The organism is Streptomyces sp. NPDC058000, assembly GCF_042886435.1.
Classification (GTDB): domain Bacteria; phylum Actinomycetota; class Actinomycetes; order Streptomycetales; family Streptomycetaceae; genus Streptomyces.
Genome location: NZ_JBHVQS010000005.1, coordinates 250390 through 275843, shown reverse-complemented (window position 1 = coordinate 275843; position 25454 = coordinate 250390). Strand labels below are relative to the sequence as shown.

Sequence of the window (25454 nt, the reverse complement as noted above, 5' to 3'; positions counted from 1 at the left end):
CAGGCGGCGGCCCGCCGCAGCGCTTCGTTCTTGGCGCCCGGCGCGTCGAGCGGGCCGTCGACCAGACCGGCGAAGCCGATCGCGATCCGGTCGCCACCGATCGGCACCAGGCCGACCTCCAAGGACCCGCCGACGTCGAACCGCACCGACGAACCGGCCGGGACGCACAACCGCATGCCGTACGCGGCGCCGCGGTCGAACTCCAACCGCGGATTGGCCTCGAAGAAGTGGAAATGCGAGGTGACACTGATCGGCACCGTCGCGGTGTTGCGCACCGCAACCACCACGACGGGCTCAGGCTCGGGATCAGCCGGACCGGGCAGCACCGCACCCGGGGCGCGTTCGCCGAGGCCGCCCCCCTGGAACGGGTCGCTGACCACGGCCAGCCTGGTTCCGTCGTCGAACACCGCCTCCACATGGATCTCGGTGACGACGTCGGGCACGCCGGGCAGCACGTCCCTGGGCCCGAGCGCACTGCGGGCGGCCGTGAGGGCTTCGGCGAGCCGGGCGCCGTCGCGGGCCGCCTCGCAGACCGTGTCGGCGATCAGAGCCGTCGCTTCGGGCACGTTCAGCCGGCAGCCGCGCGCATGTCGCGCCCGGGCCAGTTCGGCGGCGCTGAAGAGCAGCAGACGGTCGCGTTCGGTGGGGGTCAGTTGCATGGCCGTGGCTCCTGGAATCGGGTCGGAGCGGGCACACCGGTCGGAGTGCCATTGCGCATGAGGGCGTGGCTTTCTGTGGCAGGTCAGCAGCGTGATCTGGCCCGACCTTGCCACTGACTGAAAATTCAGTCAATGCATCGGGCGTGACTGCTGCGAGGGTCGGCGGCGAGTGCCGATCAGCTGCCGGAGTCGCGACGCGGAGCGCCCGGAAGGGTCAGGCGTCCTTGCCGTAGTGGCTGAGGGAGACGGTCACCGCACCGCCGCCGGGAACGGCTTCGACCAGTCGCACGATCACGATCTCCCGGCCGTTCGCGTTCCGGATGCAGAAGGGGTGCCGGTCTTCGAGCTCGCTGAACTTCAGCGAGGTGACCGGGCTGCTGTCGATCCCCTTGAGACAGTCATCGGGAGTCAGACTGTCGCCGGAAGCGATGAAGGCGTCACTGTCGTCGGGGATCGTGAATGCGGTGGCCGTGCGCGACAGGTACCAGTCGACGCTGGACTCCGGCACGACCTTGCCGTTCTGCAGGTCGAACTCGTAACTCGGATCCGGCGAGGTCAGCTCCACGCCCGCGTACCCCGGCCGGTATCCGTCTCCGGGCGCGTCCTGCGACTGCTCGACCTCGGAGGGCGGTGCCGGATCCTCCGGGGGGTAGTCGAGGTAGTAGACCGCACCGCCGCCCAGCAGCAGCGCGGCGATCGCCGTCAACACGATCCAGCGAACGGGTCTTCCGGCGCGCCGGGTCGGGGCCGGCGGCGAGGCGGGGCCGGGCACCTCGGCCCGCGGGAGGGGCACGGGTGTGGCGGTGACGGTGGGCTGTGCGTGCGGCGACGCGGGCGGCTCAGGCAGGTCGCCGTGGCGGGAGAGCTCCGTACGGACGGCGGTCGGCAGCCAGCCGTCGGTGAACCGCACCTGCGCGCCCACGGAAGGGTGGCGGCGCACGGCCTCGATCACGGCGCCGGTGGTGGGCCGTTCAGCGGGATCCTTCGCCAGGCATCGTCCCAACAGGGCGTGCAGTTCGGCCGGTACGCGGATGAGGTCGGGCTGTTCGTGGACCGCCCGGTACAGGGCCACGGATTCGGGACAGTCGCCGAAGGGGGGTGTGCCGCCGGCGGCGTACACGGCCAGTGCGCCGAGCGCGAAGACGTCGGTGGCCGACGTGGCGGGTTGCCCCAGGGCCTGCTCGGGCGCCATGAACGCGGGCGTGCCGATCCGCAGGCCGGCGCTGGTGAGCGCGACCGCGTCGGCGGCCCGCGCGATGCCGAAGTCGATCACCCTGGGGCCGTCGGCGGCGACCAGTACGTTGGCCGGCTTGAGGTCGCGGTGGACCACGCCGGCGGCGTGGATCGACTGGAGGGCCTCCGCGACGCCGGCCATGAGGAGGAGCACGGTCTCCACCGGCAGCGGACCGTGCCGACGCGCCACCTCGTGCAGCGAGGGGGCGGGTACGTAGGCCGTCGCCAACCACGGCGTCACCGCGTCGACGCCGGCGTCGATGACCTGGGCGGTGTACAGGCCGTGGATACGCCGGGCGTTGGCCACCTCCTGCACGAACCGGTGACGGAACTCGGGGTCCCCGGCGAGCTCCGGCCGTACCGTCTTGAGAGCCACCGGCCGGCCGCCCGGCGTGTACGCCAGGTAGACGTGCCCCATGCCGCCCGAGCCGAGCCGGGCGTGCAGTCGGTACCCGCCGATCTCCGCCGGATCGTCAGCGGTCAGAACCGCGAAGGACGGCGACGCGCCGGGATGCTCGGTGGTCATGCGGTGGCTCTTTCGGATGGGGGCGGCAAGCGCGGGCCGGCAGAAGGGCGGGGCAGCTGGCACGGCTCCGCGCCCCGACTGTAACTGAAGTTTCAGTCAATCCACCTGCCCCGCCGGAAGGAGGCGCGCGAGGGCTGGTTAAGCTGGGCAATCGTGAGCGACCGTAGAACAGCGATCATGGAGGCGGCTGCGCGGGTCATCGCCCGGCGCGGGGTCCGCGGGCTGCGGGTCGAGGAGCTGGCCGCCGAGGCCGGGGTCTCCACCGCGCTCATCTACTACCACTTCAAGGACCGGGCCGGCATCCTGCGCCGGACCCTGGAGTTCATCAACGACCGTGCCGGGAGCTACACCACGGAGCGCGGCCCGGACGCCGCCCCCCTCGATCCCCGGCAAGAGCTGGAACAGACCCTGCTGTTGGAGCTCCAGGACGACGAGGCCGTCCGGGAGAACAGCACCGCATGGGGAGAACTGCGCGCCAGCGCCATCTTCGAGCCCCACCTGCGGGAGGACCTGGCCAGGGCGACGCTGGTCTGGGTCCAGGAAATCGCCGACCTGCTCGGCCGGGTGCGCCCGATGGCGACCGCCGCAAGTCTGGCCATCGCCGCCGAGCGGCTGACGGCACTGGTGGAAGGGCTCAGCATGCGCTGGCTCAGCGGCATCCTGCCGCTGGAGCATGCCCGTGCATTGATGCGGGACGCCATCGACGCGGAGCTGGCGCGACTGGAGCGCAGGTAAGGCCCGGCGCCCTGCGTTGCCTTCCGCGGCAATCCCGGTACACCCAAGTGGTTACTGTACGAACGTGACTACCCGACGAGCCAAACTGCTGGAAGCGACCTGCCGAGTGATAGCCCTGCGGGGGGTCCGGGGGTTGCGCGTGGAAGACGTCGCCGCCGAGGCGGGCGTGTCCAAGACGTTGATCTACTACCACTTCCGCGATCGCGCGGGCCTGGTCACCAGTGCCCTGGAATTCGTCAACGACCGGGCCGAGGGCTACGTGGGCAGCACGGGCGATGACGACATCCCCGTCCGTGATCTGCTGCTCGGCCTCCTGGCGGCGGAGTTCCAGGACGACACCGCCGTACGGGAGAACTCCGCCGTGTGGGGCGAGGTGCGTGCGGCCGCGACCTTCGACGAAGGACTGCGGCCGACTCTCGCGTCACTGACCGAGCGCTGGCTCGTCGACATCGCCGAGCTGATCGCGGACGGGCAGGACGAGGGGAGCATCCCCGAGTCGGTCGACTCGCGGGCCGCCGCGGTCCGGCTGACCTCCCTGGTGGAAGGACTGAGCGGGCGCTGGCTGGCCGGCCTGCTCACCACTGCCGAAGCCAGGGCGCATGTGGCCGCCGCGCTGGAGCGTGAGCTGGCCGGGGGCTCGCAGGGCTGAGCCCGGTGCGGTGCGCATACACGGGGGACACGCGTGGCCCTCGGGTTGACTGAAAATCCAGTCAGTGCCACAGTGTGGGACAGGGCGGCGCCGTGTCTCTGCCCCACGTCGGGCTCACGCACTGCGCCCCGCCTCGACTGGATGGAGGGGTGCAGGCGGCGTGGCCGGCCCCGATCCCGCCGCACGCGTCGTCGGTGTGAACGCTGCCGGGCGACGGCGAGGGGAAGTCCCGCCCCTGGTCCACCCAGGCCCCGGCGGCCGACGGCCGCCCGAAGCAACGGATTCGATGTGGAGCCCCCATGAACGACCTCTCCGCGGGCAGGTGGCTGCTCGATGCCATCCTTGGCCCGCGCCCGGCGCGAGGATCTTCGCCCGACGACGCGGGAGGTCTCCGGTGGCGCGTGCCGGCCGACGACGTTCCGCACACCCGGACCTGGATGTCCTGGCCGTCGCGGAGGTCCATCTGGGGCCGCCGACTGGCAGGTGTTCAGCAGGACATCGCCCTCATCGCCCGCACGGTCGCAGCCTATGAGCCCGTCCTCATGTGCGCGCCGGACGAAACCGCCGCGGCGGCCGCCCGGGCCGCCTGCGGCCCGGGGGTCACCGTCATCGGCTCGATCCCCACGGACGATCTCTGGATGCGCGACACCTGCGCCGTATTCCGGCGCGACGGTCAGGGGAACCTCGACGCCGTCAGCCTCCACTTCAACGGGTGGGGCGGAAAGCAGACGCACCGCGATGACGCCGAAGTGGCCTGGTGCGTTGCCGAATTCAACGGAATTCCCCTCCGCGAGGCGAATTTCGTCGGAGAAGGCGGATCGATCGAGACCGACGGCGACGGCACGGTGCTGGCTACCGAGAGCAGCCTGGTGAACAAGAACCGTAATCGTGGCATGAGCCGGGACGAGATCGAAGAAGAAGTCCTGGCGGCATACGGTGCCGAGAAGATGATCTGGGTTCCCGGCGTCCGCGGCCGGGACATCACCGACAACCACATCGACGTCACCTCCCGCTTCGTCGGTCCCGGCGTGGTCATGGTGCAGGTTCCCCCGGACGACCGGAACGACGTCTGGGCCCGGGACGCGCGGGAGCAATTCGCCGTTCTGTCTGCCGCGACCGATGCGAAGGGGCGGCGCCTCCAGGTGATCCGGGTGGACGGACCGGACACCGTGCGCTCGCGGAGCTCGACGTTCGTGGATTCCTACCTCAACTTCCATCTCGTCAACGGCGCGGTCATCACGGCGCAATTCGGTGACCACAGGAAGGACGCCGCGGCCCGCCGGATCCTGGCCGAGGCGTTTTCCGGGCGCGAGGTCGTACAGCTGGACGTCGACCGCCTCATGGGCGGCGGCGGTGGAATCCACTGCTCCACCATGCACGAACCCGTCCCGTAATCCCCGACACCTGTACGCCGCCCCGATACGCACCCTCCCGAATACGTCATAGCCGTCGGATGTTCCTTGCCCTCAGGGCTCGAATTTCAGGACGCTCGCCATTCCCTGAAATCAGGCTCGCCAGCTGAATGCCGGAGTTCTCTGTGTCCCATCCCGCCATGTCCCGCCGCAACGTCCTGCGCTCCTTCGCCGGCATCGGCGCCCTCGCCCTCGGAGCCGCGGCCTGCGGTCCGCGCGAAACCCCGGCCGCGCCAGCGTCCTCGTCGCCCTCTCGGATGAAGACGGGCCGCCGGTTCGGTGCCGAGTGGGAGAGCCACACCCGCACCTTCATGTCCTGGCCGGCCCTGGAGTCGGTCTGGGGTGCTCAACTGCCGCCCGTACGGGACGACATCGCCCGGGTGGCCCGTGCCGTCGCGCAGTACGAACCCGTGGTCCTGATGGCCCGCCCGGAGCAGCAGGAAACGGCCCAACGGGCCTGCGGCTCCCAGGTCGAGGTGATCCCGCTGGGGGTGGACGACCTGTGGGCGCGCGACACCGTCCCCCTGTTCGTTGCGGAATCCGGGGGCATCCTGGGCGTCGACCTCAACTTCAGCGGCTGGGGCAACAAGCAGACGCACGACAACGACGCCCAGGTCGGCCGCCTCCTGCTGGAGAAGTACGACATCCCACGCGCCAAGGCCCCGCTGGTCGCCGAGGGCGGCTCCTTCGAGACGGACGGGGAGGGCACCTTGTTGATCACCGAGAGCTCGGTGGTCAACAAGAACCGCAACCCGGGGAAGAGCCGCGACCAGATCGAGGCCGAAATCAAGAGCAGTCTGGGCATCGAGAAGGTGATCTGGCTGGCCGGGGTGCGCGGCAAGGACATCACCGACGCGCACGTCGACAGCATCGCCCGGTTCACCGCGCCGGGTGTCGTCCTGGTGGACCGCGCCTTCCCCGACAGCCCCCCGGACGTCTGGTCCCGCGCGGCCGACCAGGCCCGGTCGGTGCTCAAGGACGCCACCGACGCTCGCGGCAAGTCCCTGGAGGTCGTCGACCTGCCCCAGCCCGACCTGGACAAGATCACCGGCCGGGGTGACGCCTTCGTCTCCACCTACGCGAACTTCTACGTGGCCAACGGTGCGGTGTTCATCCCCCGCTTCGGCGACGCCAAGGCCGACGACCGGGCGAAGGGCATCCTCCAGGACCAGTTCCCGCAACGCGACATCGTGCAGGTGAAGATCGACACCATCGCCTCGGGCGGAGGCGGTATCCACTGCTCGACCCACGACCAACCCGGCAAGCCGGCCAAGTAGCACCCGCGAGAGCACAGCCTGACGGGCTGTGCTCGCTCCACGGCCGCAACCCCCACAGCAAGTGCTTTCGCGCACTCCACAGTGCGGTTCGTGGGCCGCGAGCACCGGTGGAACAGTCCCGGTCGCGGCGTGACCCGCAGTGGTGTGCTCAGCCGACCGACAGCTCTTCGCGGGCCCAGTTCGCCAGTAGCCGCAACGCCGTCTCCGAGGGCGTCCCCTCCTCTACGGTGTGGGCGATCAGGGCCTGATCCGGGTCGTCGGGCAGCCGCAACGTCTCGAAACCCAGGTCGAGTTCCCCCACGACCGGATGCCGGTAGACGTAGCGCCCGTGCGTCTTGTCCTTGAGCCGGTGTTCCGCCCGCGCCTCGCGGAACTCCGGGCTCGCGGTGGAGAGTTCGTCCAACAGCGCCGCCGACCGCGGGTCGTCCGGATGGCGCCCGACGTCCAGGCGGAGGTAGGCCGCCACGTCGGCGGCCTTGCCGCGCCAGTCGGCGTACAGGCTGCGCATCCCCTCGTCGAGGAACACCGGCTTCGGTTCGTGGGCGGTGTCCGGGACCGGCTGGCGCTTCGGCTGGGGCGCCAGGACGACAGCGAGTTGATCGCCGCTGTCCGGCACGCCCTCGCCTCCGGCGTCAACTGGATCGATACCGCGGCCGTTTACGGCCTGGGGCACTCCGAGGCACTGGTCGGCAGGGCCATCGCCGGTCTGCCCGAGTCCGAGCGTCCGTACCTGTTCACCAAGGTCGGACTGGTCTGGGACCCGACCGACCCGCAGACACCGCCCCGCCGCACCATGAACCCCACCAGCGTGCGCCGCGAGGTCGAGGACTCACTGCGGCGGTTGAACGTGGAGCGCATCGACCTCTACCAGGCATTGGCCGGACACCGGTGAATCGCTGGCATACGCCGGCGACGGTTCGGGCGCGGTCTCGCCCAACGCCACCCCGCTGGAGGAGTATTGGCAGGTCATGGCTGACCCCAAGGCCGAGGGCAAGGTCCGCGCGATCGGTCTGTCCAACCATTCTCCCGAGCAGTTGGAAGCCGCCGACCGGATCGCCCACGTGGACGTGACCCAGCCGCCCTTCTCCGCCGTCAACCGTTCCGCCGCCCCCGAGATTGCCTGGGCCAGGGACCACGGCACCGGCGTAATCGTCTACTCACCCCTCCAGTCCGGCCTGTTGACCGGCACCTTCTCCGCCGAACGGGCAGCCGAACTGCCCGCGGACGACTGGCGCTCCACCCACCGTGACTTCACCTCCGGACTCGTCGCCAACCTCCGCCTGGCCGACGCACTGCGGCCAGTCGCCGAGCGGCACGGTGCTACCGTTGCGGAAGCCGCCATTGCCTGGGCCCTTGCCTGGCCCGGCGTCACCGGTGCCATCGTCGGCGCCCGCAAGACCGCTCAGGTAGACGGCTGGATCGGCGCCGGCTCGGTGCAACTGACGCTGGCCGACCTGGACGAGATCGCCGCGGCCATCACCACCTCCGGCGCCGGTACGGGCCCGGCCCGCCCCTGACATCGACCCATCTCCCGCACAAGAGGACCCACCACACCATGTCCCTCACCGTCATCGCCGAATGCCTGGCAGCCCCCGGGTACGAAGACCGGCTCCGCATCGCCCTGGAGGCAATGATCGAACCGTCGCTGGAAGAACCCGGCTGCCTTGCCTACCGTCCCTACGCCGATCCCAACGACCCGGCCCGTATGGTGGTCGTCGAGCAGTGGTCGGACGCCCAGGCACTCACCGCGCACTTCGCCACCGCCCACTTCCAACACACCAGCCAGGTCCTCGAACTCGCCCTCGCCGAGCCGATGACCGTACGGAAGCTGGTGGCCGCCCCCGGTGACTGACGCCAGGCACCGGCCCCGGGCGCACGGCGGGGTCCCGCCGCCGTGACCGGCCGGGTCGGCGAGCCGTCCGTGACGATGTCGCCGTCGACGACGGGGCACCACACCCCCGACGGTCCGGCCGAAGAGGCTCACGCACAGGGACGGTATACCCGGCCGGGCACCCCGCCCCGGCCGGGTAAGTCCTCTACGCGCGCCGCCTGGACAGTGCCGAACGGGACGCTGGGTCTGGTCTGGTCTGGTCAGTCAGTCAGTCAGTCAGTCAGTCAGTCAGTCAGTCAGGTCAGGGCGGAGGCGCAGGTGGTGGGGGTGGCGTGTGCCGGGTCGAGCGCGTTGGCCGTCTCGTGGAAGGCGATCCGGTCGACGAGGCCGAGGCTCGCATGCAGGGAGAGATCGGCCGGGCACAGTTCCTGGATCAGGACGTTGTGGACATGCGGGCCGTGGAGGAACTCCGAGCCGTGGGGCGTGATGACCTCGTCGTACTTGGTGGCGATGACGGTGTAGTGGATGCCGGGAAGGGTGTCGCCGCCGGCGTTGAGGCGACGCAGCAGGGCGGAGCCGGCCTTTTGCTCGATCAGCCCCGGGGTGAGCGCGTGGAGGGACTGTTTGATCGGGGCGATGTCCAGCAGGTTGGCCAGTCCGTGCAGGTCGGTGCCGTGGTTGTCGGGGGCCAGCCCGACCAACGTGTGCACTTTGTGGCGGCCGCCGTGGAACTTCAAGTACACCCGCGGCATCATGCCGCCCTGCGACTGTCCGACGAGATCGACCTTCCTGGCGCCGGTTGCGGCCAGCACCCGGTCGACGTACGCGGCGAGCTGCCTGGCCGAGTTGTCGATCGGACCGAGCCCACCGACGAGCGGGAGGCCGAGCAACTGGCCGTAGGTCAGGGAGAAGACGCAGTAGCCGCGCCGCACCAGGTAGGGGGCGAGGCCGAGCCAGTTGTCGACGGAGTTGGCGAGGGTGCCGTGGACGAGGACGACCGGGCGGGGGTGCCGAGCGGACGGCTCGCAGGTGAAGTTGTTCCAGCCACTGCTGACGCTGGCTGCCCAGGGGGCGTGCCGTGGAGTGCCTGCGGAGGACGGCTTGAGGAGGGGCCTTCCCAAGGGCCCCCGGGGAATCGTGGTGGGGGGCGTGTGGAGGGGCATCCCGAGGGACTTGCCGGGAAGCACGGTGGTCGACGGGCGGGCAGCGGCGGCGGGCGCAGTGGTGAGACCCGCAGCCAAGGTGACCGCCGGGAGGGCGGTGAGCAGTCTCGACCAAGGCAGCTTCATACGGTGCTCCTTGCGGGGAAAGAGGACTCCGAAATGATCCGTGAGCCGTTCGCCTGAGCCCCGGATCGCAAGGGCCAACGTGGTGACTGACGAGTAAGTCACGGTTGGTAATCATTCCGTACCAATGAAGTGACGGTGAAAGGAGCCGTCCCAGACGGTGCGTCACCATGGACGGCGGCCCCGGTTCCCGCCGCGTCCGTTGAAGACCTTCAGATGCGGGCGCTCCACGGCGGCCGCGGCCCGTAGCGCGGCCAGTGGAGGGTCGTCGGCGGGCCTGGCCAGGAGGTCTGCCAGCTGGGCCGTCAGTGCGTTGAGGTGTGCTCGGTGTTCTCGGGCGGGTTCACCTGCCGGGGAGGCGTTCACGCGGGCTTGTCAGTACTCGACCCGCCTTCCGGCACGACCCTGCGGGGCGGTGCGTCATGCCCAGCTTGGGCGTGACGGCCAGCGCGGGCGGTGTCCTCGCGTCACGTCAGTTCCCTACGACGGCAGGGCCGACGGGGCGGCATCGACTCGCGTGCGCCCCAGGAAGAGGCTCGTGATCACCTTCACGTGGACGCGTCCGCCGTGTTCGTCCACGAGGTGGGCCATGTCGTCGAAGAGCTGCTCCCGGGGCTCGGGCGGGAGTGCGCGGTAGCCCCCGTAGGAGGCGAACAGGCCGATGAGGGCAGACGTGGACCGTTCGTGGACGGAGGCGTAGAGGCGGTGGTCCGGGTCGACGAAGCCCGCCGCCGTCATCTCGCGCCATTGGCGCGACTCGGGGCCCCGGCGCGCGGGACGGGGGCGGGGATCGAGAAGGGTGTCCGGCGGTATCTCGATGCCGTGCCGGGTGTGGGCGGCGGTCAGCCGGTCCGTCAGTTCGCCGCACTGGAGGAACCAGTGGTTCCAGAAGAGGGCTATCGCTCCGCCGGGTGCGAGCGCGGCCTGCGCTTTGGCCCAGCGGACGGCGGGGTCGACCCAGTGCCATGCCTGTGCGCAGTACAGCAGCCCGTAGCGTCGCGAGGGACGCCAGGTTTCGAAGTCGGCGACCTCGATGCTGACATTGCCGTCGGGCAGTTGCGCACAGCGGCGGCGCAGCACCCGGGCCATGCGGACGTCCGGTTCGACGCACGTCATCGGTACGCCGGGCCGGGCGAAGGCGAGTGTGGCCTTGCCGGTTCCGGCACCCACCTCCAGCGTCGGCCCGCTCGCGGCCGGAGCGGAGAAGTCCAGGACGTCCTCGACGAGTTGGCGGGGATAGCCGGGCCTGGCCGTGTCGTACTGCTCGGCGTCGTCGCCGAAGATGTGGCGGCGCGACTGCACCGATGCCGGGTCATTGCCAGGAGTCCCATACGACATGGCGGTCACGGTAGGCGCCCCGCACCGTGAGGGGGAGGGCGCCTGCCGTGAGTCGGCCATTCTCCGATTTCCCCGTACCGGTCCTTGCCGGGAGCCCGCTCGGGGTCCCGTAGCGAAGGGCCCCGCAGTTCGGAGCCCGGAGCCCGGAGCCGCCGCCTGTGGTGTGGAACGGGGATGGCCCCGGCTCCCGGGCAGGTGCTGCCGGCTATCCGAACTGCCCGGGCTGGTAGTCGCCGGCGGGCTGCCGGGTGATGACGTTCAGTCGGTTGAAGGTGCCCATCAGGGCGATCAGGGCCACCAGGGCGATGAGCTGCTCCTCGTCGTAGTGCTCGGCGGCACGCGCCCAGACCTCGTCCGTGACCCCACCGGCACCATCCGCGATGCGGGTCCCCTCTTCCGCCAGCTCCAGCGCGGCGCGCTCGGCCTCGGTGAAGACCGTGGCCTCCCGCCACGCCGCGACCAGGTTGAGGCGCACCGACGTCTCACCGGCGGCCGTGGCGTCCTTGGTGTGCATGTCGACGCAGAAGCCGCAGCCGTTGATCTGGCTCGCGCGGAGCGCCACCAGTTGCTGGGTCGCGGCCGGCAGTGGTGAGTCCGAGATCACCTTGCCCGCCGAGACGATGTGCCTCAGGAACTTGCCTGCGGTCGGACTTTCGAAGACGTTCAAACGGGCATCCACGATGAGCTCCTCTGCCGTTGTCGGTGGCTACACACCTCTGACGGATGGGGCCCGGCACGATGTGACACGAACGCATGTGACGTGCGTCGCCCCGGCCCGCGTTGCGGTACCGACCACCTACGACGACACGTTCAGGATCGCTGCCGTGATGCCGCTCCCGGGCGCCTCCGGCCCGCCCGGTGATCCGAACGGGACGCCTTGGCCCGCCGAACGAGGTCCGCGGCCGCCCTCTCCCATTCAGGATGCGCGAAGTCGAACCCGGCCGCGCGCAGCCGACCCGGCACCACCCGGCGGCTCTTGAGCAGCAGCTCCGTGTCCGTGCGTAGCGCGAACGCCCCCAGCTCCGCCATCCCCCGCGTCGCCGGCAGCCCTACGGGGACGCCCCGGGCCGTGCGCAGTGCCCGCATGAACTCCCGGTGGGGGAGGGGGCCGGGCGACGCGAGGTTCACCGGCCCTTCGAGGTCGTCCCGGGCGATCAGGAACTCCACCGCGCGGACGAAGTCCTCGTCGTGGATCCAGGAGACGTACTGCGCACCGCCGGCGACCGGCCCGCCCAGCCCCAGTCGTGCCAGCCGCAGCAGTACGTCGAAGACCCCGCCCCGGTCCGGGCTCATGACCATCGCCGAGCGCAGCGCCACCTTCCGTGTCGCCGGCGTCCGCGCCTCGGTCTGCGCCCGCTCCCAGTTCTTCGCGATGTCGACGCTGTATGCCCAGTAGTCCGGCACCCCGGCCTCCGAGCCGCCGATCACCCCGGTCGCCTCGTCGTGCGCCGCATCGAAGCGATGGGCGTAGATCGTCGCGGTACTCATCTGTAGCCAGACGCGCGGTGGACGCGCGGCGGCGGCGATCGCCTCGCCGACCACCCGCGCCGAGTCGACCCGGGAATCCATCATGGCCCGCAGGTTCTCGGCGGTGTAGCGGCAGGAGACGCTGCGTCCGGCCAGGTTGATCACGACATCGCAGCCGTCGACCGCCTCGGCCCAGGCACCGAGCGTGGTCCCGTCCCAGCCGATGTCACGCTCCCGCCTCGGGCGCCTGGTCAACACCGTGACCTCGTGGCCGGCCGCCGTCAGCGCACGGTCGAGGACCGCGCCCACCTGTCCGGTTCCCCCGGGCAGCACTATCTTCATCGAGCCCCCTCAGCTTCGGTGGACATCAGCGTAACCCGCAGAATTGAACGCGTTCAAAACGGGGGTGTGAGTGGGGAGCGAGGTGGTACGCCGGCCGTTCGTCGAGCTCCGCCCGATTCGGCCGCGACCGGCGCACCCTTCTGAGCCGACTGCTCCTACGCGTCCGCGACGGCCCGTAGCGGGCTCAGGGAGGCCGCCCGGCGGGCCGGGACGACCGCCGCTATCGCGCCGATCGCGAGGGACAGCAGGCAGACCAGCAGCAGCGTCCCCCAGGGGAGCGCGAGCGAGTACTGCGTCAGCGCGCCGTTGGCCAGCGCGCCGACCGCCCAGGCACCGAACACCCCGCCCACCAGGCCCAGCAGCGTGCCGAACGCGGCGACGGTCAAGGACTCCAGGCGGACCATGCGCCGGATCCCGGCGCGGTCCATGCCGATGGCGCGCAGCACGCCGATCTCCCGAGTCCGCTCCGACACCGACATGGCCAGGGTGTTCACGATGCCCAGTGAGGTGATCACGAGGCCGATGGCGAGCAGCCCGTACATCAGGACCAGCAGGTTGCCCATGGTGCCGGCGGCTTCGTGGACGAGTTCCGACCGGTCCTGGACCTTCAGCAGCGGGTTGTTGCCCACCGCGGTGCGCAGGCGGTTCTCGGTGATCTGGGAGGTGGCGCCGCTGTCGGTGCGGACGAGGATCCGCTGTGCGGAGCCGGGCAGGAAGCCGGTCTTCTGCACTTCGGCACGGGCGCCCAGCGCGTCGCGGGCGACCGGGTTGTCCTGGTAGACGCCGACGACGGTGTACTGCTGGAACTCCTGGTTGCTTCCCATGCGCGCATTGAGCCGGCCGCCGGCGCTCAGTCCGTGCTCCCGGGCGAGCGTGCTGGAGAGCGCGATCCGGCCCGGCCCGAGGTCCTTCGCGGAACCGCTCACGAAGTGCAGCCTCATGACCGCGTCCACGGTGTCCGGGTCGATGCCGGAGATCTGCTGGACGTGGCCGCCGGTGAACAGGGTGGAGTCCGCGATGGTGGCCGCGGTCCGCACTCCGGAGGTGCCGGCCACCCGGCTCACGGCGGCCGGGTCGATGCTGGTGGTCGGGATGCGGGTGCTGATCACGTAGTCGGCGCCGAGGCCCGCGGCGGCCTGCCGGTCGAGCGCCTGCCCGGTGGAGTTCCCGATGACGGCGAGCCCGGCGACCAGCGCGGTGCTGATCATCAGGGCGGACGCGGTGGCCGCGGTGCGCCGCGGGTCGCGCAGCGCGTTCTCCCGCGCGAGCTGGCCGGTGACGCCGAAACGGCTGGTCAGCCGGCCGGTGAGTCGGATCACCGGGCTGGCGAGCAGCGGCGCCAGCACGATCATGGAGACGGCGAGGATGCCGCAGCCGAGCATCGCGCTCTGTAGGTTCTCGACCGAGGCGTCCTTCGCCCCGGTCAGCCACACCAGCAGTCCGGCAGCGATGACGAGAAGGACCAGTCCCACCACGCCACGCAACCGGGACCGGCCGGGGGAGGGTGCCTGCTCGGCCGAGCGCATCGCCTCGACGGGCGCGATGCTCGCCGCCCTGCGGGAGGGCAGCCACGCGGCGAGCACCGTGACACCCACGCCGACGCCGAGCGCGGCCATGACGGGGCGCGGGCCGATCACCAGTGGTCCGTTGGGCAGAGTGTCCTGTGCGGTGCTCAGGATGTCGGGCAGCACGGAGGCGATGCCGAGGCCGAGCAGGAAACCGGCGACCGAGGCGGCGAGGCCGAGCACGGCCGCCTCGGCGAGGACGGAGCGGACCACCTGGCGACGCGAGGCGCCGATCGCCCGCAGCAGCGCGATCTCACGGATGCGCCGGGTGACGAGCATCGTGAAGGTGTTGACGATGAGGAACGAGCCGATGAACAGCGAGACCCCGGCGAAGACCAGCGGCAGCTTGGTGTAGCCCCGGGTCAGGGTGTCCAGGTATCCGGCCTGTTGGGTGGCCTGGGCGGCGCCGCTGGTGGCCTCGGCCCGGTCGGCCGGGAGTACGGCGCCGACGCGGTCGGAGAGCGCGGACTGGCTGGTGCCGGGCGTGGCGGACAGGTCGATCCCGGTGTAGTGGCCCGGGGACGCGAACAGCCGCTGGGCGGTGGCCTTGTCGAACAGGGCGAGGGTGCCGCCCGCGACCACCCGGCTGTCCTTGGTGGTGACGATGCCCACCAGACGCTTCGTCATGACCGGACCGTCGGTGGCCAGGGTGACCGTGTCACCGATGCTGAACCCGCCCGCTGCGGCGGTGCCGCTGTCCACGGCCAACTCGCCGCCGTTCCGGGGGGCGTGGCCCTTGACCAGCGGGTAGCGACTGTCCTTGTCGTCCTTGCCCGGTGTGTAGGCGGCGGCGAGGTTCGCCCAGGACGTGCCGGCCCGGAGCGGAGTGCCGTCCGCGGCGGACAGGGTGGCCGAGCCGTCGACCGACGGTCGTACCGCGGCGACACCGGGCACTTCGGCGAGCTTGTGCGCGAGTGCGTCGTCGAGCGCCGCGGTGCGCTGGTGCGCGGCGGGTCCGGACGGCGGGTCCTTCGGGGTCACGGTGACCGCGATGTCCGCGAAGTCCTTCGACGCGGCGGCCCGGTAGGCAGCGGCGGAGGAGTCCGCGAAGACGAGGGTGCCGGAGACGAACGCGACACCGAGGCAGACCGCCAGGGCGGTCATGGCCAGACGGGCCTTGTGCGCGAGGACGTTGCGCAGGGTTGTTCGCAGCATGGGGAGCTTTCGGGAGCAGGGAGGTGGGGGAGGGCGGGGGAGGCGTGGGGAAGAGAGCGGGCGCGACGCGGATGTGCCGGGGCGCCGGGCGGTCCCGGGGCGGACGGGGTCAGTGCGTCCGGTCCCGGTCGTCGTCCCGGTCTCGGGCCCGGGCCCGGTCCTCGAACTGGAGCATTCGGTCGAGTACGGCGCCGGAGGTCGGCTCGTGCAGTTCGTCGACGACGCGCCCATCGGCGAGGAACACCACCCGGTCCGCGTGCGCGGCGGCCACCGGGTCGTGGGTGACCATCACCACCGTCTGCCCCAACTCCCGTACCGAGTCGTGCAGGAAGCCGAGGATCTCGGCGCCGGACCGTGAGTCGAGGTTTCCGGTCGGCTCGTCGGCGAAGACGATCTCGGGCCGGGAAACCAGCGCGCGGGCCACGGCGACCCGTTGCTGCTGGCCGCCGGAGAGCTCGACGGGCCGGTGGTCCAGCCGGTCGGCCAGCCCGACGGTGGCGACGACGGCCTCCAACCAGGCCGTGTCGGGCTGCCGTCCGGCGATCCGCAGCGGCAGCGTGATGTTCTCCAGTGCGCTGAGGGTGGGCAGCAGGTTGAAGCCCTGGAAGACGAAGCCGACCTTGTCCCGTCGCAGCGCGGTGAGTTGTCGTTCCGTCAGGCTGGAGAGCTCGGTGTCACCGATGCGGGCCGAACCTGACGTCACCTTGTCCAGCCCGGCCAAGCAGTGCATCAGGGTGGACTTGCCGGACCCGGAGGGGCCCATGACGGCGGTGAAGCGGCTCCGGGCGAACTCGACGGACACCGCATCGAGGGCGGTGACCCGGGTCTCACCCTTCCCGTACACCTTGGTCAGGCCCGTGGCGCGGGCGGCTGGTTCCGCGACGGGGGAGCGGGGGGAAGAAGACAGCTGTGACATGTGTACTCCGCCTGGGTGCGAGGGTCCGCAGTCAGTGCCGCGGACCGGAGGAACTCCTCCATCCTCACCGCCCCCACCTGCGGAAACATCGTTCTGGCGGGTGGAGTTGACCTCTGCCCAAGGCAAGGTTCGGCCGGCGCCGTCTCTGCTCTTGGACCCAGCTCCGGCGGCCGGACTCTCCCTTTGGGAAGAGAAGGCAACCGGCAACGACCGGCAAGGGCCGGCAAGCACAGGCGACGACCGGCAAGGACCGGGTCGGGGTGAGCACAGGCAGCAGACCGGCACGCATCGCCCTTCGGAATCGTCCGTGGGGAGTGCTGACCGACCGACTCAGGCAACGCACTCCGCCTTCGCCCACGAAAGCCGCCGCCTGGGCGAGGGCGGGGCCGGAAGAGGGCACGGGGACGCCGATCGAGCTCCAGGAACGCCCCCGCAGGAGCCAGGACCCATGACCGCAGGACCGCAGAACCGCAGGTCCTCGCGACGTCAGGAGCTCAGGAGCTCAGCCCGCCAGGCCCGTCCGGTGGGCCAGGAGAGCGGCCTGCACCCGGCTGGTCGAACCGGTCTTGTCCAAGATCGCGCCGACATGCGTCTTCACCGTGCCGATCCCGATGCCGAGCCGCCCTGCGATGTCCTGGTTCGACAGTCCCTCCCCGAGCATCGCGAGGACCTCCCGTTCCCGGGCGGTGAGTCGGGCGATCCGCTCGTCGGCGAGCGCGCGGTCGGCGGCTTCCGGATCGCCGCCGCGCAACATCCGGGCGATCACCGCCCCGGTGACGCCCGGTGAGAGCACGGCATCGCCGGCGGCGGCCGCCCGCACCGCGCTGATCAGCTCCTGCGGGCCTTCGTCCTTCAGGAGGAAGCCGGAGGCGCCCTCGCGCAGCGCCCGGATCACGTTGGCCTCGTCGCCGAAGGTCGTCAGCATCACCACCCGCGGCGCGGGGTCGAGGGCGAGCAGCGGTGCGATCGCGGCCAGGCCGTCGCACACCGGCATCCGGATGTCCACCAGCGCAACGTCGGGGTGGTGGGCGGCGGCCAGGTCGACGGCCTGCCGCCCGTCCGGGGCCTCGGCGACGACGTCGATGCCGTCGGCGTGCCGGAGGATCAGGCGGACACCGTGCCGGATCATCGTTTCGTCGTCGGCGAGCAGGACGCGGATGGGCCGGTTGGGCTCGGTCACGGGGTCTCCCAGGGTGCGGCGTCCCGGACCGACGGGACGGTGAAGCGGTCGATGGCGATCAGACGCTGCGAGGCGTCGAAGCAGTAGCGGGCGACGGTCAGGCTGCCGGGGCGGCTCTCGGTGGCGCCGTTGAACGGGTAGATGCAGCCCGCCGAGGCGACGGGGCGCGGCGGTTCGTGGCCGGTGGCGGCGGCCCGTACCGCCGCGTTGTCCAGTACGCCGAGCCCCGCCACTTCCTGGTAGGTCATGCCGACGCGGGGCAGCGGAGGCGGCCCCGCCACGTGTGGCCGGGTGGCGTACACGAAGGTGACCCCGAGGGCCATCAGCACGGACAGTCCCACCAGCCCGATGGCGAGCATCAGCGCCTCGGTGGTCCGGCGCTCGGTCGGAACGGGCCGCTCGCCACCGGTCTGGTCTTCCGCGCTGGCCAGGACGTCCGCGCCGGGCTGGTCCTGCGCTTCCTCCGTAGCGGACGGGGTGTTCTCCCCCGCGGGATCGGAGGCGTCCTGCCCGCTGCCGGGCCGCTCCGGGACGAGGACGTCTCCGGGATCGGCAGGATCGGCGGGATCTGCCGGTACCGTCGCGTCCACCTGAAACCCACCGGACGGCAACGCGTCGGCGGCGAACGACCCACCGAGCAGCTCCACCCGCTCCCTGAGGCCGGTGAGTCCGCGGCCGGTGCCCACGTCCCTGGCGGTGGCCGGCCGCTTCGGCGGTGCACCATTGCGAACGGTGACCCGCACCTGCTCGTCGTCATGCCGGACCGTGACGGTCACGTGCGCCGCGGTCGCGTACCGGTGCACGTTGGTCAGGGCCTCTCGTACGAGCCGGTGCACCGCCCGACGTACCCGCGCCGGGCGGGCGACGAGATCCGGCCCCGTCCAATCGAGCCGGACGGCGATCCCGCCGTCGCGGGACTCCGCCACCAGCGTCTCGATATCGGCGCGGGTGCCGGTCGCATCGGTGAGCACATCCGGCCCGGTGTCCCGGCCGAGCGGCCCGAGCACCCCGAGCGCCTGCCGCAGTTCCCGCATCGCGTCCCGGGTGGTCCGCCGCACCAGGACGGCCTCCTCGCGCAGCTCGGGTGCCGCCCGGTCCAAGGCCAGCTCCAGCCCGCCGGCGTGCAGTGAGATCAGGCTGAGCCGGTGCCCCACCAGATCGTGCATCTCCGCGGCGATGCGGGACCGCTCGTGGATCCGGGCCTCGCTGTCGGCGAACCGGCGGGCCCGCTCCGCCGCGTCACCGCGCTCGCGAAGCGCCCGCAGCAAGCGCCCCTGCTGCCCGTGCGCCGTGCCGACCAGGCCGGGCACGACCACGCCGGTCGACGCCAGAACCAGACCGAGCGCCAGCCCGTACGGCACCGACCCGGGACCGAGCCACGGCGCGGCCGCCGTCGCGGAACCCACGACGAGGGCCCCCGCCGTGCCGAGCAGCCGGGCACGCCAATGTGCCCGGACCGCCCGGCGCGCCATCGCGTACGCGGCCGCCGCCGTGATCGGCCCGACGCCGGGCGAGAGGCCGCTCAGTACGGCGAGCGCGAGCAGCACGGCTTCGGGGAACCGGCGGTGCAGGGGGAAGACCCCGGCACCGACAGCGAGCGCCAGCAACTGGAACCACGGGTACGGCAAGAACCCGAGGTGCCCGAGCGTCACGTACAGCCCCAGGCCCGAGAGGGCCGCACCGGCCGTCACCGCCATGGTGCGCGCGGACCCGCCCGAGGCCGTTCCGACCAGCGGGCGACATCGGGCGAGTCGACGGAAAGGGTTGGTGCGCGCCACGCTGACCAGTATCGACGTCCGGCTGCGTGACGGCATGAACCCTGCGGGCGATGTGTCTCTCTGCCGAAAGACAGAGAAACGCGGGGGCATCGCCGCACACCAGGCCAGGGCCGCAGGCGGCCGGCCGGTTCGTCGGCGGACGGGCTCAAGCCGCGGCGTGCCCCGGTGCGCCAGTGCGCCAGTGCGCCAGTGCGCCAGTGTTCCGGACGGGAAGGCCAGGATGTGCGGGACCGCCTCACGCAGGCTGTTGAAGTGACGGTGCACGCCCTCGACCGCGACGGTGGCGTTCACGCCCCACACCGTCAGTCCGGCCCGCAGTCCGGACTGACCCCGGGACGCGGCGTTCTCGATGACCAGGCAGTGGCTCGGCTCGGCACCCAGTTGTGCGGCGGCTCGCAGGAAGGGGACGGGGGAGGGCTGGCCCTCTTCGACAGCGACCGCGACCGCGTCCACGATCACGCTCGGCAGCGGCAAGCTCGTCCGCCGGAAACGGCCGCGCACCCGGTGTTCCTAGTTCGAGGTCACCAGCGCCCGCGGGCGCGTCGGTGAGGTCTACGAGGTGCCGGTGTCCTGGGTCGTCATCGCCAGCAGTACCAGGGCATCGTGTTCGGCGGTGCCGGGTGTGGCTTGGTAGAGCAGGACGCGCTGACTCTGGTCGGCGGTGTTGAGCACCTCGTTGGTGAGGGTGAGCGGGCCGAGCGCCGGATGGTGGAAAGCGGTCTCGCCGCCGCGCTTGACCCATACCTCGTGCCGCAGCCACAGCGCGGCGAACTCGCCACTGGCCGAGGACAGTTCGGCGACCAGCGCGGCGGTCCGGTCCGGGGCGGTCTGCTCGGCCGTGTGCAGGTGCGCGACGCTGTTGCGAGCCACCCGGTCCCAGTCGGTGAAGAGCGTGCGCGCGGCCGGGTGCAGGAAGGCGTACCGGATCATGTTCCGCTGGCCGGGCGGCCAGTCGGCGAGCCCGGACAGCAGCGCCAGGCCCTCGGGGTTGGCGGCCCGCACGTCATTGATCTCGTTGAGTACGTACGCCGGGTTGGGCCGGACCGATTCCAGTAGCAGCCGCAGACCGGCGCTGACCGGCTGTGGGTCGGCGGGCCGGCGGCGCGGTGTCCGTCCGGCCGTCCGGTCGGCGAGGGCGAGCAGATGAGCGTGCTCGTCGTCGGTGAGGCGCAGGGTCCGGGCCAGCGCGTCCAGTACCGCGTCGCTGGGCGCGGTCTCCCGGCCCTGCTCGATGCGCGTGTAGTAGTCCACGCTCACCCCGGCCAGCGCGGCCAGTTCCTCGCGACGCAGCCCGGGGGCGCGCCGGAGGCCTGGCCCGGTGGGCAACCCGACGTCTGCCGGGCCGATCCGCCCGCGCCGGATCCGAAGGAACTCCGCCATCGCGTTCACGCCCCTGAGTGTGCCATCGAATGATCCACTCCTGGGTGGCCGTGTCACACCCAGGAACGGCACGGCCTTCCCGGGCCCCGGCGTTCGGCAGAAGCTCGGATCATGACTGACGCAATGATCATCGGCGGCGGCTCCGGGATGGGCCTGGCCCTGGCCCGGACCCTGCTCGCCGAGCGTATGGACGTAACGATCGTCGGCCGGTCCGCCGACCGACTCGCGGCCGCCAAGGAGGAGTTGGCGCAGGCCGCGCAAGGGAAGATCAGCACGGTGCGGGCAGACATCGGCCGCGAGGAGGACGTGGCCGAACTCTTCGCCTGGGTGGAGCGAGTGGAGCATGTGGCGGTCACCGCAGCAGACGTGACCGGGGCGTACGGCCGGATAGCCGACGTCGCCACGGCGGCCGCCGAGGCCGTCGTGGACACCAAGCTGCTGGGTGCTTGGCTCGTCGGCAAACACGCGGTCGGGCGGGTGACCGGGTCGATCACGTACACCTCGGGAATCAACGCGTACCGACCGAACGGAGCCAACACCATCGTGGCCGCGGCCAATGGTGCGCTCGCGTCGTTGGCATACGGCCTGGCGATCGAGTTGGCGCCCGTGCGCGTGAACGTGATCTCTCCGGGTTGGGTGGACACCGCCATCTGGGACCAGCTCGGCATGGACAAGCAGGCGGCCTTCGCCGAACTGGCCGAGCGGCTCCCCGCCCGGCGGATCGGCACCCCCAACGACATTGCCCAGGCGTTCCTTTCGGTGATGCGCAACGGATTCATCACCGGCACGGTGCTGGACGTGGACGGTGGCCACCGCCTCCTCACCTGACAGGACCGGCGCCGCCCCGCTTTGCTTGCCTGGACGGTTTCTTATGCCTGGATTCGCCTGGATCCAGGCGGATCCGGTGGGCGGACAGCCGAACGGGAATTCAGGACAGGCATTACAGGACAGGGATTCAGGACAGGCCGTGTCCTTTGGCTCGGGCATAGTGGAATGCATGACGAGCGACATGACCGCCCGCCTGCTGCGGCTGCTGTCCCTGCTGCAGACCCGGCGGGAATGGTCCGGTGCCGATCTCGCCGAACAACTCGGCGTGACGGTGCGCACCGTCCGCCGCGACATCGACCGCCTGCGCGAGCTGGGCTACCCCGTCGACAGTGCACGCGGCCACGCCGGTGGCTACCGTCTCGCCTCCGGCACCGACCTGCCGCCCCTCCTCCTGGACGACGACGAAGCCGTCGCCATCGCCGTCGCCCTGCGCACCGCCGCCGGCGGACTGACCGGTATCGAGGAGACCGCCCTGCGTGCCCTGGCCAAGCTCGAACAGGTCCTCCCGCGCCGCCTGCGAGGCCAGGTCACTGCTGTCCAGGCATCCGCCAGCGGCATCGCCTGGGAAACCCGCGGGGCCCGCGCCGACCCCGTGCTCCTAGCGGCCCTCGCCGTGGCCTGCCGCGACCACGAGATCGTCGGCTTCGACTACCGCACCCGCCACGGCACCACCACCTGGCGCCGGGCCGAGCCCTGTCACCTGGTCGCCTCCGGCAACCTCTGGTACCTCCTCGCCCACGACACCGACAAGGACGACTGGCGTCTCTTCCGCCTCGACCGCATCAGTAACGCCACCCCCACCGGCCGACGCGTCCCACCCCGCCCCGTACCCGGCGACGACCCCGCCGCCTTCGTGGCGAGCCGGCTGTCCGCTGCCCCCACCCGCTACCGCGCCGTCGCCACCGTTCACACCTCCGCCGAGCAGGTCCGCGCCCGCACTCCGGGTCTGGCCACCCGCGTCCGTCCCGGCGGCGGGAACACCTGCCTGGTCGATGCCTCCGACGACTACCTGCCCCGCATCGCCCAGACCCTGGTCGGCCTCGATGCCGACTACACCCTCGACGCCGACCCCGACGTCCTCGACCACCTGCGCGGCACGGCCCAGCGCACCTGGCACGCCGCTCTCCCCGACCCCGCCGCGGCGGAATGAGTGACCTGACGGAGAGCGGGGGCGGCGGCACCATCACCGGTGACTCGCCCAGGTGGGCCGATGGCAGGCGCGCCGCGAACAAGGAGCCCGCACCGTGGAGCCATGGACAGGGCTCCCAAGATCATGGTCGATGCGCCGGCGGCGGACGGCGGGCGCCGGGTCTGGATCGGCCACGACTCGGTGGGCCTGGCCTACGGAATGATCGACGTCCTGGAGTTCGTCCGCCGCGCCGGCCTCGACCCCGACCACGTCGATCTTCATGACCCGGACCTGATCCAGTGGCAGGGCGGTGGTCCGGAGACCTGGACGGGCGGACGGTGACACGACGTTCAGCGGCGGGCCGACGGCTGCGCGACCTGGGCACCCAGCAGCCCTCCCGACACGACTCCGGATCGCCAGCGTGCGGCGTCGCCTAGGTAGTCCCGGTCCCGGCCCTGGTCCCGATCCTGCCTGTGGCTGTGGCTGTGGCCGTGGCCGTGGCCTTCGTGGCTGTGGCTGCGGCCGTGGTCGTCGGTTCGACGGGGGACGTGACGACGGCTGCCAGGTCTGCGCCGGCTCGGAGCAGTGCCACGGTCCGGGTCGCGATCTGGTCAAGACGTTGTTGCAGGACGTGTTGGGTCTTTTCCAGGCCGTCGAGCCGGTGCAGGGAGCCGATGATCTCGCGCACGGCCGGAATGCCGTAGCCGGTGCTGCGAAGGGCCGCGACGATACGGGCCGCCCTGATGGCGGAGAGATCGTAACGACGTGCTCGCAGCGACGTCACGCGCTCGGGCGTGACGAGTCCCTCCTGCTCCCAGAACCGCAGGGTCGAGGTGCGTACGTGGAGCGCTCCCGCGAGCTCCGTGATCGTCATCGCGTCGCTGTCCCGCTCGAACTCGGATGTCTGCGCCTCGGCCTGGATCGCCCGCAACGCCCGTTGGGCGCGCAGGGCCTCGTCCCGTTCCCGTGCGAGCCGCACATGGAGCTCGTTGATCGCCGAGGCCGCCTCCGCGAGCGGGCCCGTTCGCAGTTCCGTGAGCAGCTGTCGGGCGGCGACAGGACCCACGGCGCTCGCGAGCCCTCGATAGGCGCGCAGGGCGTGCACGTGAACCGCCGTGTAGGCGCGGTACCCGTTGCTCGACCGCGTGGCCGGGGGAAGGACCCCGAGCCGCTCCAAGTCGCGCACCTGCTGCACCGAGTACCCCGACTCCCTGGCGACATCGACCGTTCGGAGCGGTACCCGTTGCCCACCGCTCACCAGCTCACCCATCGACCAACCCCACAGAAGCACTTGAAGGAGATGCTTGAACCATGAATATGGAACAGATCATCGCGACGGTGCGCGGCTTCGACGGGGCGCTCGTGGTCCTCCCGGAGCCCGGCGGCGACTTGCCGGAGCTCGTGTGGGGGGATGCGTTCTTCTACTACGCGCCCGACGGCCAGATGCCGCGGACCACCCAGCCTTACGGGACGATCGTCACCAAGAACTACCCCGACGACGCCGCATCCGACCTTGACCCCGAGGGACGCTGGCGGGTGAACATCCACGTCGACCGGGCGACGTTCCGGGAGCTGACCGAGGAGGAGCCGCGCAGCCTCGCCCGGCCCCGGGACCACTCGGCCGTCGATGTGGTGTTGCCCCACCCGGTGTACGGGACACTCGGCTGGATCTCCGTCGTCAACCCCGGTGAGCGTACGGGGGACCTGGTCGCGCAGTTGCTGCGCGGTGCCCACGACGCCGCTCGTGACCGGTCGGCGCGGCGACACGAGCCGGGAAGGTGAGGGGAGAGCCGGGAAACCGGCGCTGAGCCGCGTGCGGGGCCCGTTCGCCCGGGTGTCGTACCCGTGTCGCGGAGAGGGCGCCGCGGGCCGGGGTCAGGGCTTGGAGGGGCCGCCGTCGTACGGGACGCCGGCCCGGGCTGCCAGGCCGGCGATCAGCAGTTCCAGTCCGTAGTGGAATTCGGCGTCGTGGTTGCCGGCGGCCAGGTACGGGGCGGTGGCGATCAGGATCGGGTCGCCGGTGGCCGCGATGTCGTCGCTCTGCCGCTGGATCTGCTGATCGTCCAGGGAGCCCAGGTAGATGGCGTGGCCCAACTCCCGCATGATCGAGCCGATCATGAAGGCGGTGTAGCTGCGCAGGACGTGGACCCGCTCCTCAGGCTCAAGAGCGAGGTCGGTGAGGGTGGCCAGGGTGGAGTGGAGAGCCAGCAGCGCCGCGGGGGACCGCGTGGGGCGGGTGAGCACGAGGGGGAACGCCTTCGGATGGCGTTGGGCTTCGGCGCGGAAGGCCGCGGCGTGCGCGCGGATCCGGTCCTGCCAGCTGTCCGTGTCGTTGTGGGGGAAGTCGACCTCGGCGAGGAGCGCTTCGGCCACGCCGTCCAGGAGGGCGTCCTTGTTGGGCACGTGGCTGTAGAGGGACATGTTCTCGACGTCGAGTTCGATGGCCAGTTTCCGTAGGGAGAAGGCGTCGGCGCCGTCGCGGTCGATCATCGTCACGGCCGCGGCGATCACCTTCTCCCGCGTCAGGCCGAGTCTTCTTCCGCGGCCGGTGCCTCGAACCGTCACGTCACCCTCCTGGCCGCGGCCGATCCGGCTGCGGCGATCACCCGCTCCTTGACATCACTTGCACTGCAAGTTTAGCGTCCTTTCGTCGGTGACTTGCAGTGCAAGTCTTCGCGGCGCGGTGAGGTGAGGCGAGACCGTGCCGGCCTCGCCGGGCCGGTCGGCACGAGGAGCCCGACCACCCCGCCTTTCCGCGCCCCCGTACG

25 protein-coding genes are annotated in these 25454 nt (G+C 71.2%); 11 read left to right on the top strand and 14 right to left on the bottom strand.

Annotated elements, in window-relative coordinates; genetic code table 11:
• Both ureA and ACFVT2_RS08670 read right to left on the bottom strand, forming a co-directional pair.
• The coding region (ureA, locus tag ACFVT2_RS08675; protein ID WP_390013859.1) for an urease subunit gamma at positions 1-659 on the bottom strand (659 nt) is incomplete at its 3' end.
• 214 nt (positions 660-873) lie between these two features.
• Entirely contained in the window at positions 874-2418 is a 1545-nt protein-coding gene (locus tag ACFVT2_RS08670; RefSeq protein WP_390013857.1) for a protein kinase, read from the bottom strand.
• A 177-nt stretch (positions 2419-2595) separates the two neighbouring features.
• On the opposite strand from ACFVT2_RS08670, the gene ACFVT2_RS08665 reads away from it, so the two are divergent.
• The 4 genes from ACFVT2_RS08665 to ACFVT2_RS08650 all read left to right on the top strand — a co-directional run bounded on the left by ACFVT2_RS08665 (position 2596) and on the right by ACFVT2_RS08650 (position 6491).
• Positions 2596-3153 carry a TetR/AcrR family transcriptional regulator gene (locus ACFVT2_RS08665; RefSeq protein WP_390013898.1) on the top strand — a complete coding sequence of 186 codons (558 nt, stop codon included), beginning with the start codon at positions 2596-2598 and terminating at the stop codon, positions 3151-3153.
• Between the two features lie 64 nt (positions 3154-3217).
• Entirely contained in the window at positions 3218-3802 is a 585-nt protein-coding gene (locus ACFVT2_RS08660; RefSeq protein WP_390013855.1) for a TetR/AcrR family transcriptional regulator, read from the top strand.
• 401 nt (positions 3803-4203) lie between these two features.
• Positions 4204-5196: an agmatine/peptidylarginine deiminase gene (locus ACFVT2_RS08655; RefSeq protein WP_390013852.1), complete on the top strand. Its 993-nt coding sequence runs from the start codon at positions 4204-4206 to the stop codon at positions 5194-5196.
• Between the two features lie 158 nt (positions 5197-5354).
• A complete protein-coding gene (locus tag ACFVT2_RS08650; RefSeq protein ID WP_390013849.1) occupies positions 5355-6491 on the top strand; it encodes an agmatine deiminase family protein in 1137 nt (378 codons plus the stop codon).
• Between the two features lie 148 nt (positions 6492-6639).
• Here ACFVT2_RS08650 and ACFVT2_RS08645 read toward each other — a convergent pair whose 3' ends face one another.
• Positions 6640-7107 carry a hypothetical protein gene (locus tag ACFVT2_RS08645; RefSeq protein WP_390013847.1) on the bottom strand — a complete coding sequence of 156 codons (468 nt, stop codon included), beginning with the start codon at positions 7105-7107 and terminating at the stop codon, positions 6640-6642.
• Here ACFVT2_RS08645 and ACFVT2_RS08640 point away from each other — a divergent pair.
• The 3 genes from ACFVT2_RS08640 to ACFVT2_RS08630 are packed head-to-tail and all read left to right on the top strand — an operon-like array spanning position 7087 to position 8343.
• Positions 7087-7383 carry an aldo/keto reductase gene (locus ACFVT2_RS08640; RefSeq protein WP_390013845.1) on the top strand — a complete coding sequence of 99 codons (297 nt, stop codon included), beginning with the start codon at positions 7087-7089 and terminating at the stop codon, positions 7381-7383. The two genes, ACFVT2_RS08645 and ACFVT2_RS08640, sit on opposite strands and share 21 nt — an antisense overlap.
• A gap of 4 nt (positions 7384-7387) precedes the next feature.
• A complete protein-coding gene (locus ACFVT2_RS08635) occupies positions 7388-8008 on the top strand; it encodes an aldo/keto reductase (protein WP_390013895.1) in 621 nt (206 codons plus the stop codon).
• 38 nt (positions 8009-8046) lie between these two features.
• Entirely contained in the window at positions 8047-8343 is a 297-nt protein-coding gene (locus tag ACFVT2_RS08630; protein WP_390013843.1) for a putative quinol monooxygenase, read from the top strand.
• Between the two features lie 275 nt (positions 8344-8618).
• Here the strand turns inward: ACFVT2_RS08630 and ACFVT2_RS08625 are convergent, their stop codons facing one another.
• From ACFVT2_RS08625 to ACFVT2_RS08585, 9 genes are all read right to left on the bottom strand, one after another.
• Positions 8619-9611 carry an esterase/lipase family protein gene (locus ACFVT2_RS08625; RefSeq protein ID WP_390013840.1) on the bottom strand — a complete coding sequence of 331 codons (993 nt, stop codon included), beginning with the start codon at positions 9609-9611 and terminating at the stop codon, positions 8619-8621.
• Between the two features lie 477 nt (positions 9612-10088).
• Positions 10089-10946 (bottom strand): class I SAM-dependent methyltransferase, encoded by an 858-nt coding sequence (locus tag ACFVT2_RS08620; RefSeq protein WP_390013837.1) that lies wholly within the window; start codon positions 10944-10946, stop codon positions 10089-10091.
• A gap of 205 nt (positions 10947-11151) precedes the next feature.
• Positions 11152-11625, bottom strand: a complete 474-nt coding sequence (locus tag ACFVT2_RS08615) for a carboxymuconolactone decarboxylase family protein (protein WP_390013835.1) — start codon at positions 11623-11625, stop codon at positions 11152-11154.
• Between the two features lie 131 nt (positions 11626-11756).
• On the bottom strand, positions 11757-12755 hold the full coding sequence (locus ACFVT2_RS08610; protein ID WP_390013832.1) for a TIGR01777 family oxidoreductase: 999 nt from the start codon (positions 12753-12755) through the stop codon (positions 11757-11759).
• Positions 12756-12910: 155 nt separating this feature from the next.
• Positions 12911-15475 (bottom strand): ABC transporter permease, encoded by a 2565-nt coding sequence (locus ACFVT2_RS08605; RefSeq protein ID WP_390013829.1) that lies wholly within the window; start codon positions 15473-15475, stop codon positions 12911-12913.
• A gap of 109 nt (positions 15476-15584) precedes the next feature.
• Positions 15585-16391, bottom strand: coding sequence for an ABC transporter ATP-binding protein (locus ACFVT2_RS08600; protein ID WP_390013827.1), 807 nt, complete (start codon positions 16389-16391; stop codon positions 15585-15587).
• A gap of 502 nt (positions 16392-16893) precedes the next feature.
• Positions 16894-17571, bottom strand: a complete 678-nt coding sequence (locus ACFVT2_RS08595; protein ID WP_390013825.1) for a response regulator — start codon at positions 17569-17571, stop codon at positions 16894-16896.
• Entirely contained in the window at positions 17568-19268 is a 1701-nt protein-coding gene (locus tag ACFVT2_RS08590) for a sensor histidine kinase (protein ID WP_390013893.1), read from the bottom strand. The genes ACFVT2_RS08595 and ACFVT2_RS08590 overlap by 4 nt, the downstream gene beginning before the upstream one ends.
• Positions 19269-19901: 633 nt before the next feature.
• Complete coding sequence (locus ACFVT2_RS08585) at positions 19902-20729, bottom strand: helix-turn-helix transcriptional regulator (RefSeq protein ID WP_390013890.1); 828 nt, start codon at positions 20727-20729, stop codon at positions 19902-19904.
• A 111-nt stretch (positions 20730-20840) separates the two neighbouring features.
• Here ACFVT2_RS08585 and ACFVT2_RS08580 point away from each other — a divergent pair, with 111 nt between their 5' ends.
• The 3 genes from ACFVT2_RS08580 to ACFVT2_RS08570 all read left to right on the top strand — a co-directional run bounded on the left by ACFVT2_RS08580 (position 20841) and on the right by ACFVT2_RS08570 (position 23028).
• On the top strand, positions 20841-21557 hold the full coding sequence (locus ACFVT2_RS08580; RefSeq protein WP_390013823.1) for an SDR family oxidoreductase: 717 nt from the start codon (positions 20841-20843) through the stop codon (positions 21555-21557).
• A gap of 169 nt (positions 21558-21726) precedes the next feature.
• Positions 21727-22707, top strand: coding sequence for a helix-turn-helix transcriptional regulator (locus ACFVT2_RS08575; RefSeq protein WP_390013820.1), 981 nt, complete (start codon positions 21727-21729; stop codon positions 22705-22707).
• 102 nt (positions 22708-22809) lie between these two features.
• Entirely contained in the window at positions 22810-23028 is a 219-nt protein-coding gene (locus tag ACFVT2_RS08570) for a hypothetical protein (RefSeq protein WP_390013817.1), read from the top strand.
• A gap of 91 nt (positions 23029-23119) precedes the next feature.
• Here the strand turns inward: ACFVT2_RS08570 and ACFVT2_RS08565 are convergent, their stop codons facing one another.
• On the bottom strand, positions 23120-23956 hold the full coding sequence (locus ACFVT2_RS08565; RefSeq protein ID WP_390013814.1) for a MerR family transcriptional regulator: 837 nt from the start codon (positions 23954-23956) through the stop codon (positions 23120-23122).
• A 47-nt stretch (positions 23957-24003) separates the two neighbouring features.
• Here ACFVT2_RS08565 and ACFVT2_RS08560 point away from each other — a divergent pair, with 47 nt between their 5' ends.
• On the top strand, positions 24004-24468 hold the full coding sequence (locus ACFVT2_RS08560) for a DUF6194 family protein (RefSeq protein WP_390013887.1): 465 nt from the start codon (positions 24004-24006) through the stop codon (positions 24466-24468).
• A gap of 93 nt (positions 24469-24561) precedes the next feature.
• Here ACFVT2_RS08560 and ACFVT2_RS08555 read toward each other — a convergent pair whose 3' ends face one another.
• Positions 24562-25251, bottom strand: a complete 690-nt coding sequence (locus tag ACFVT2_RS08555; RefSeq protein WP_390013812.1) for a TetR/AcrR family transcriptional regulator C-terminal domain-containing protein — start codon at positions 25249-25251, stop codon at positions 24562-24564.
• Between the last annotated feature and the right edge of the window lie 203 nt (positions 25252-25454).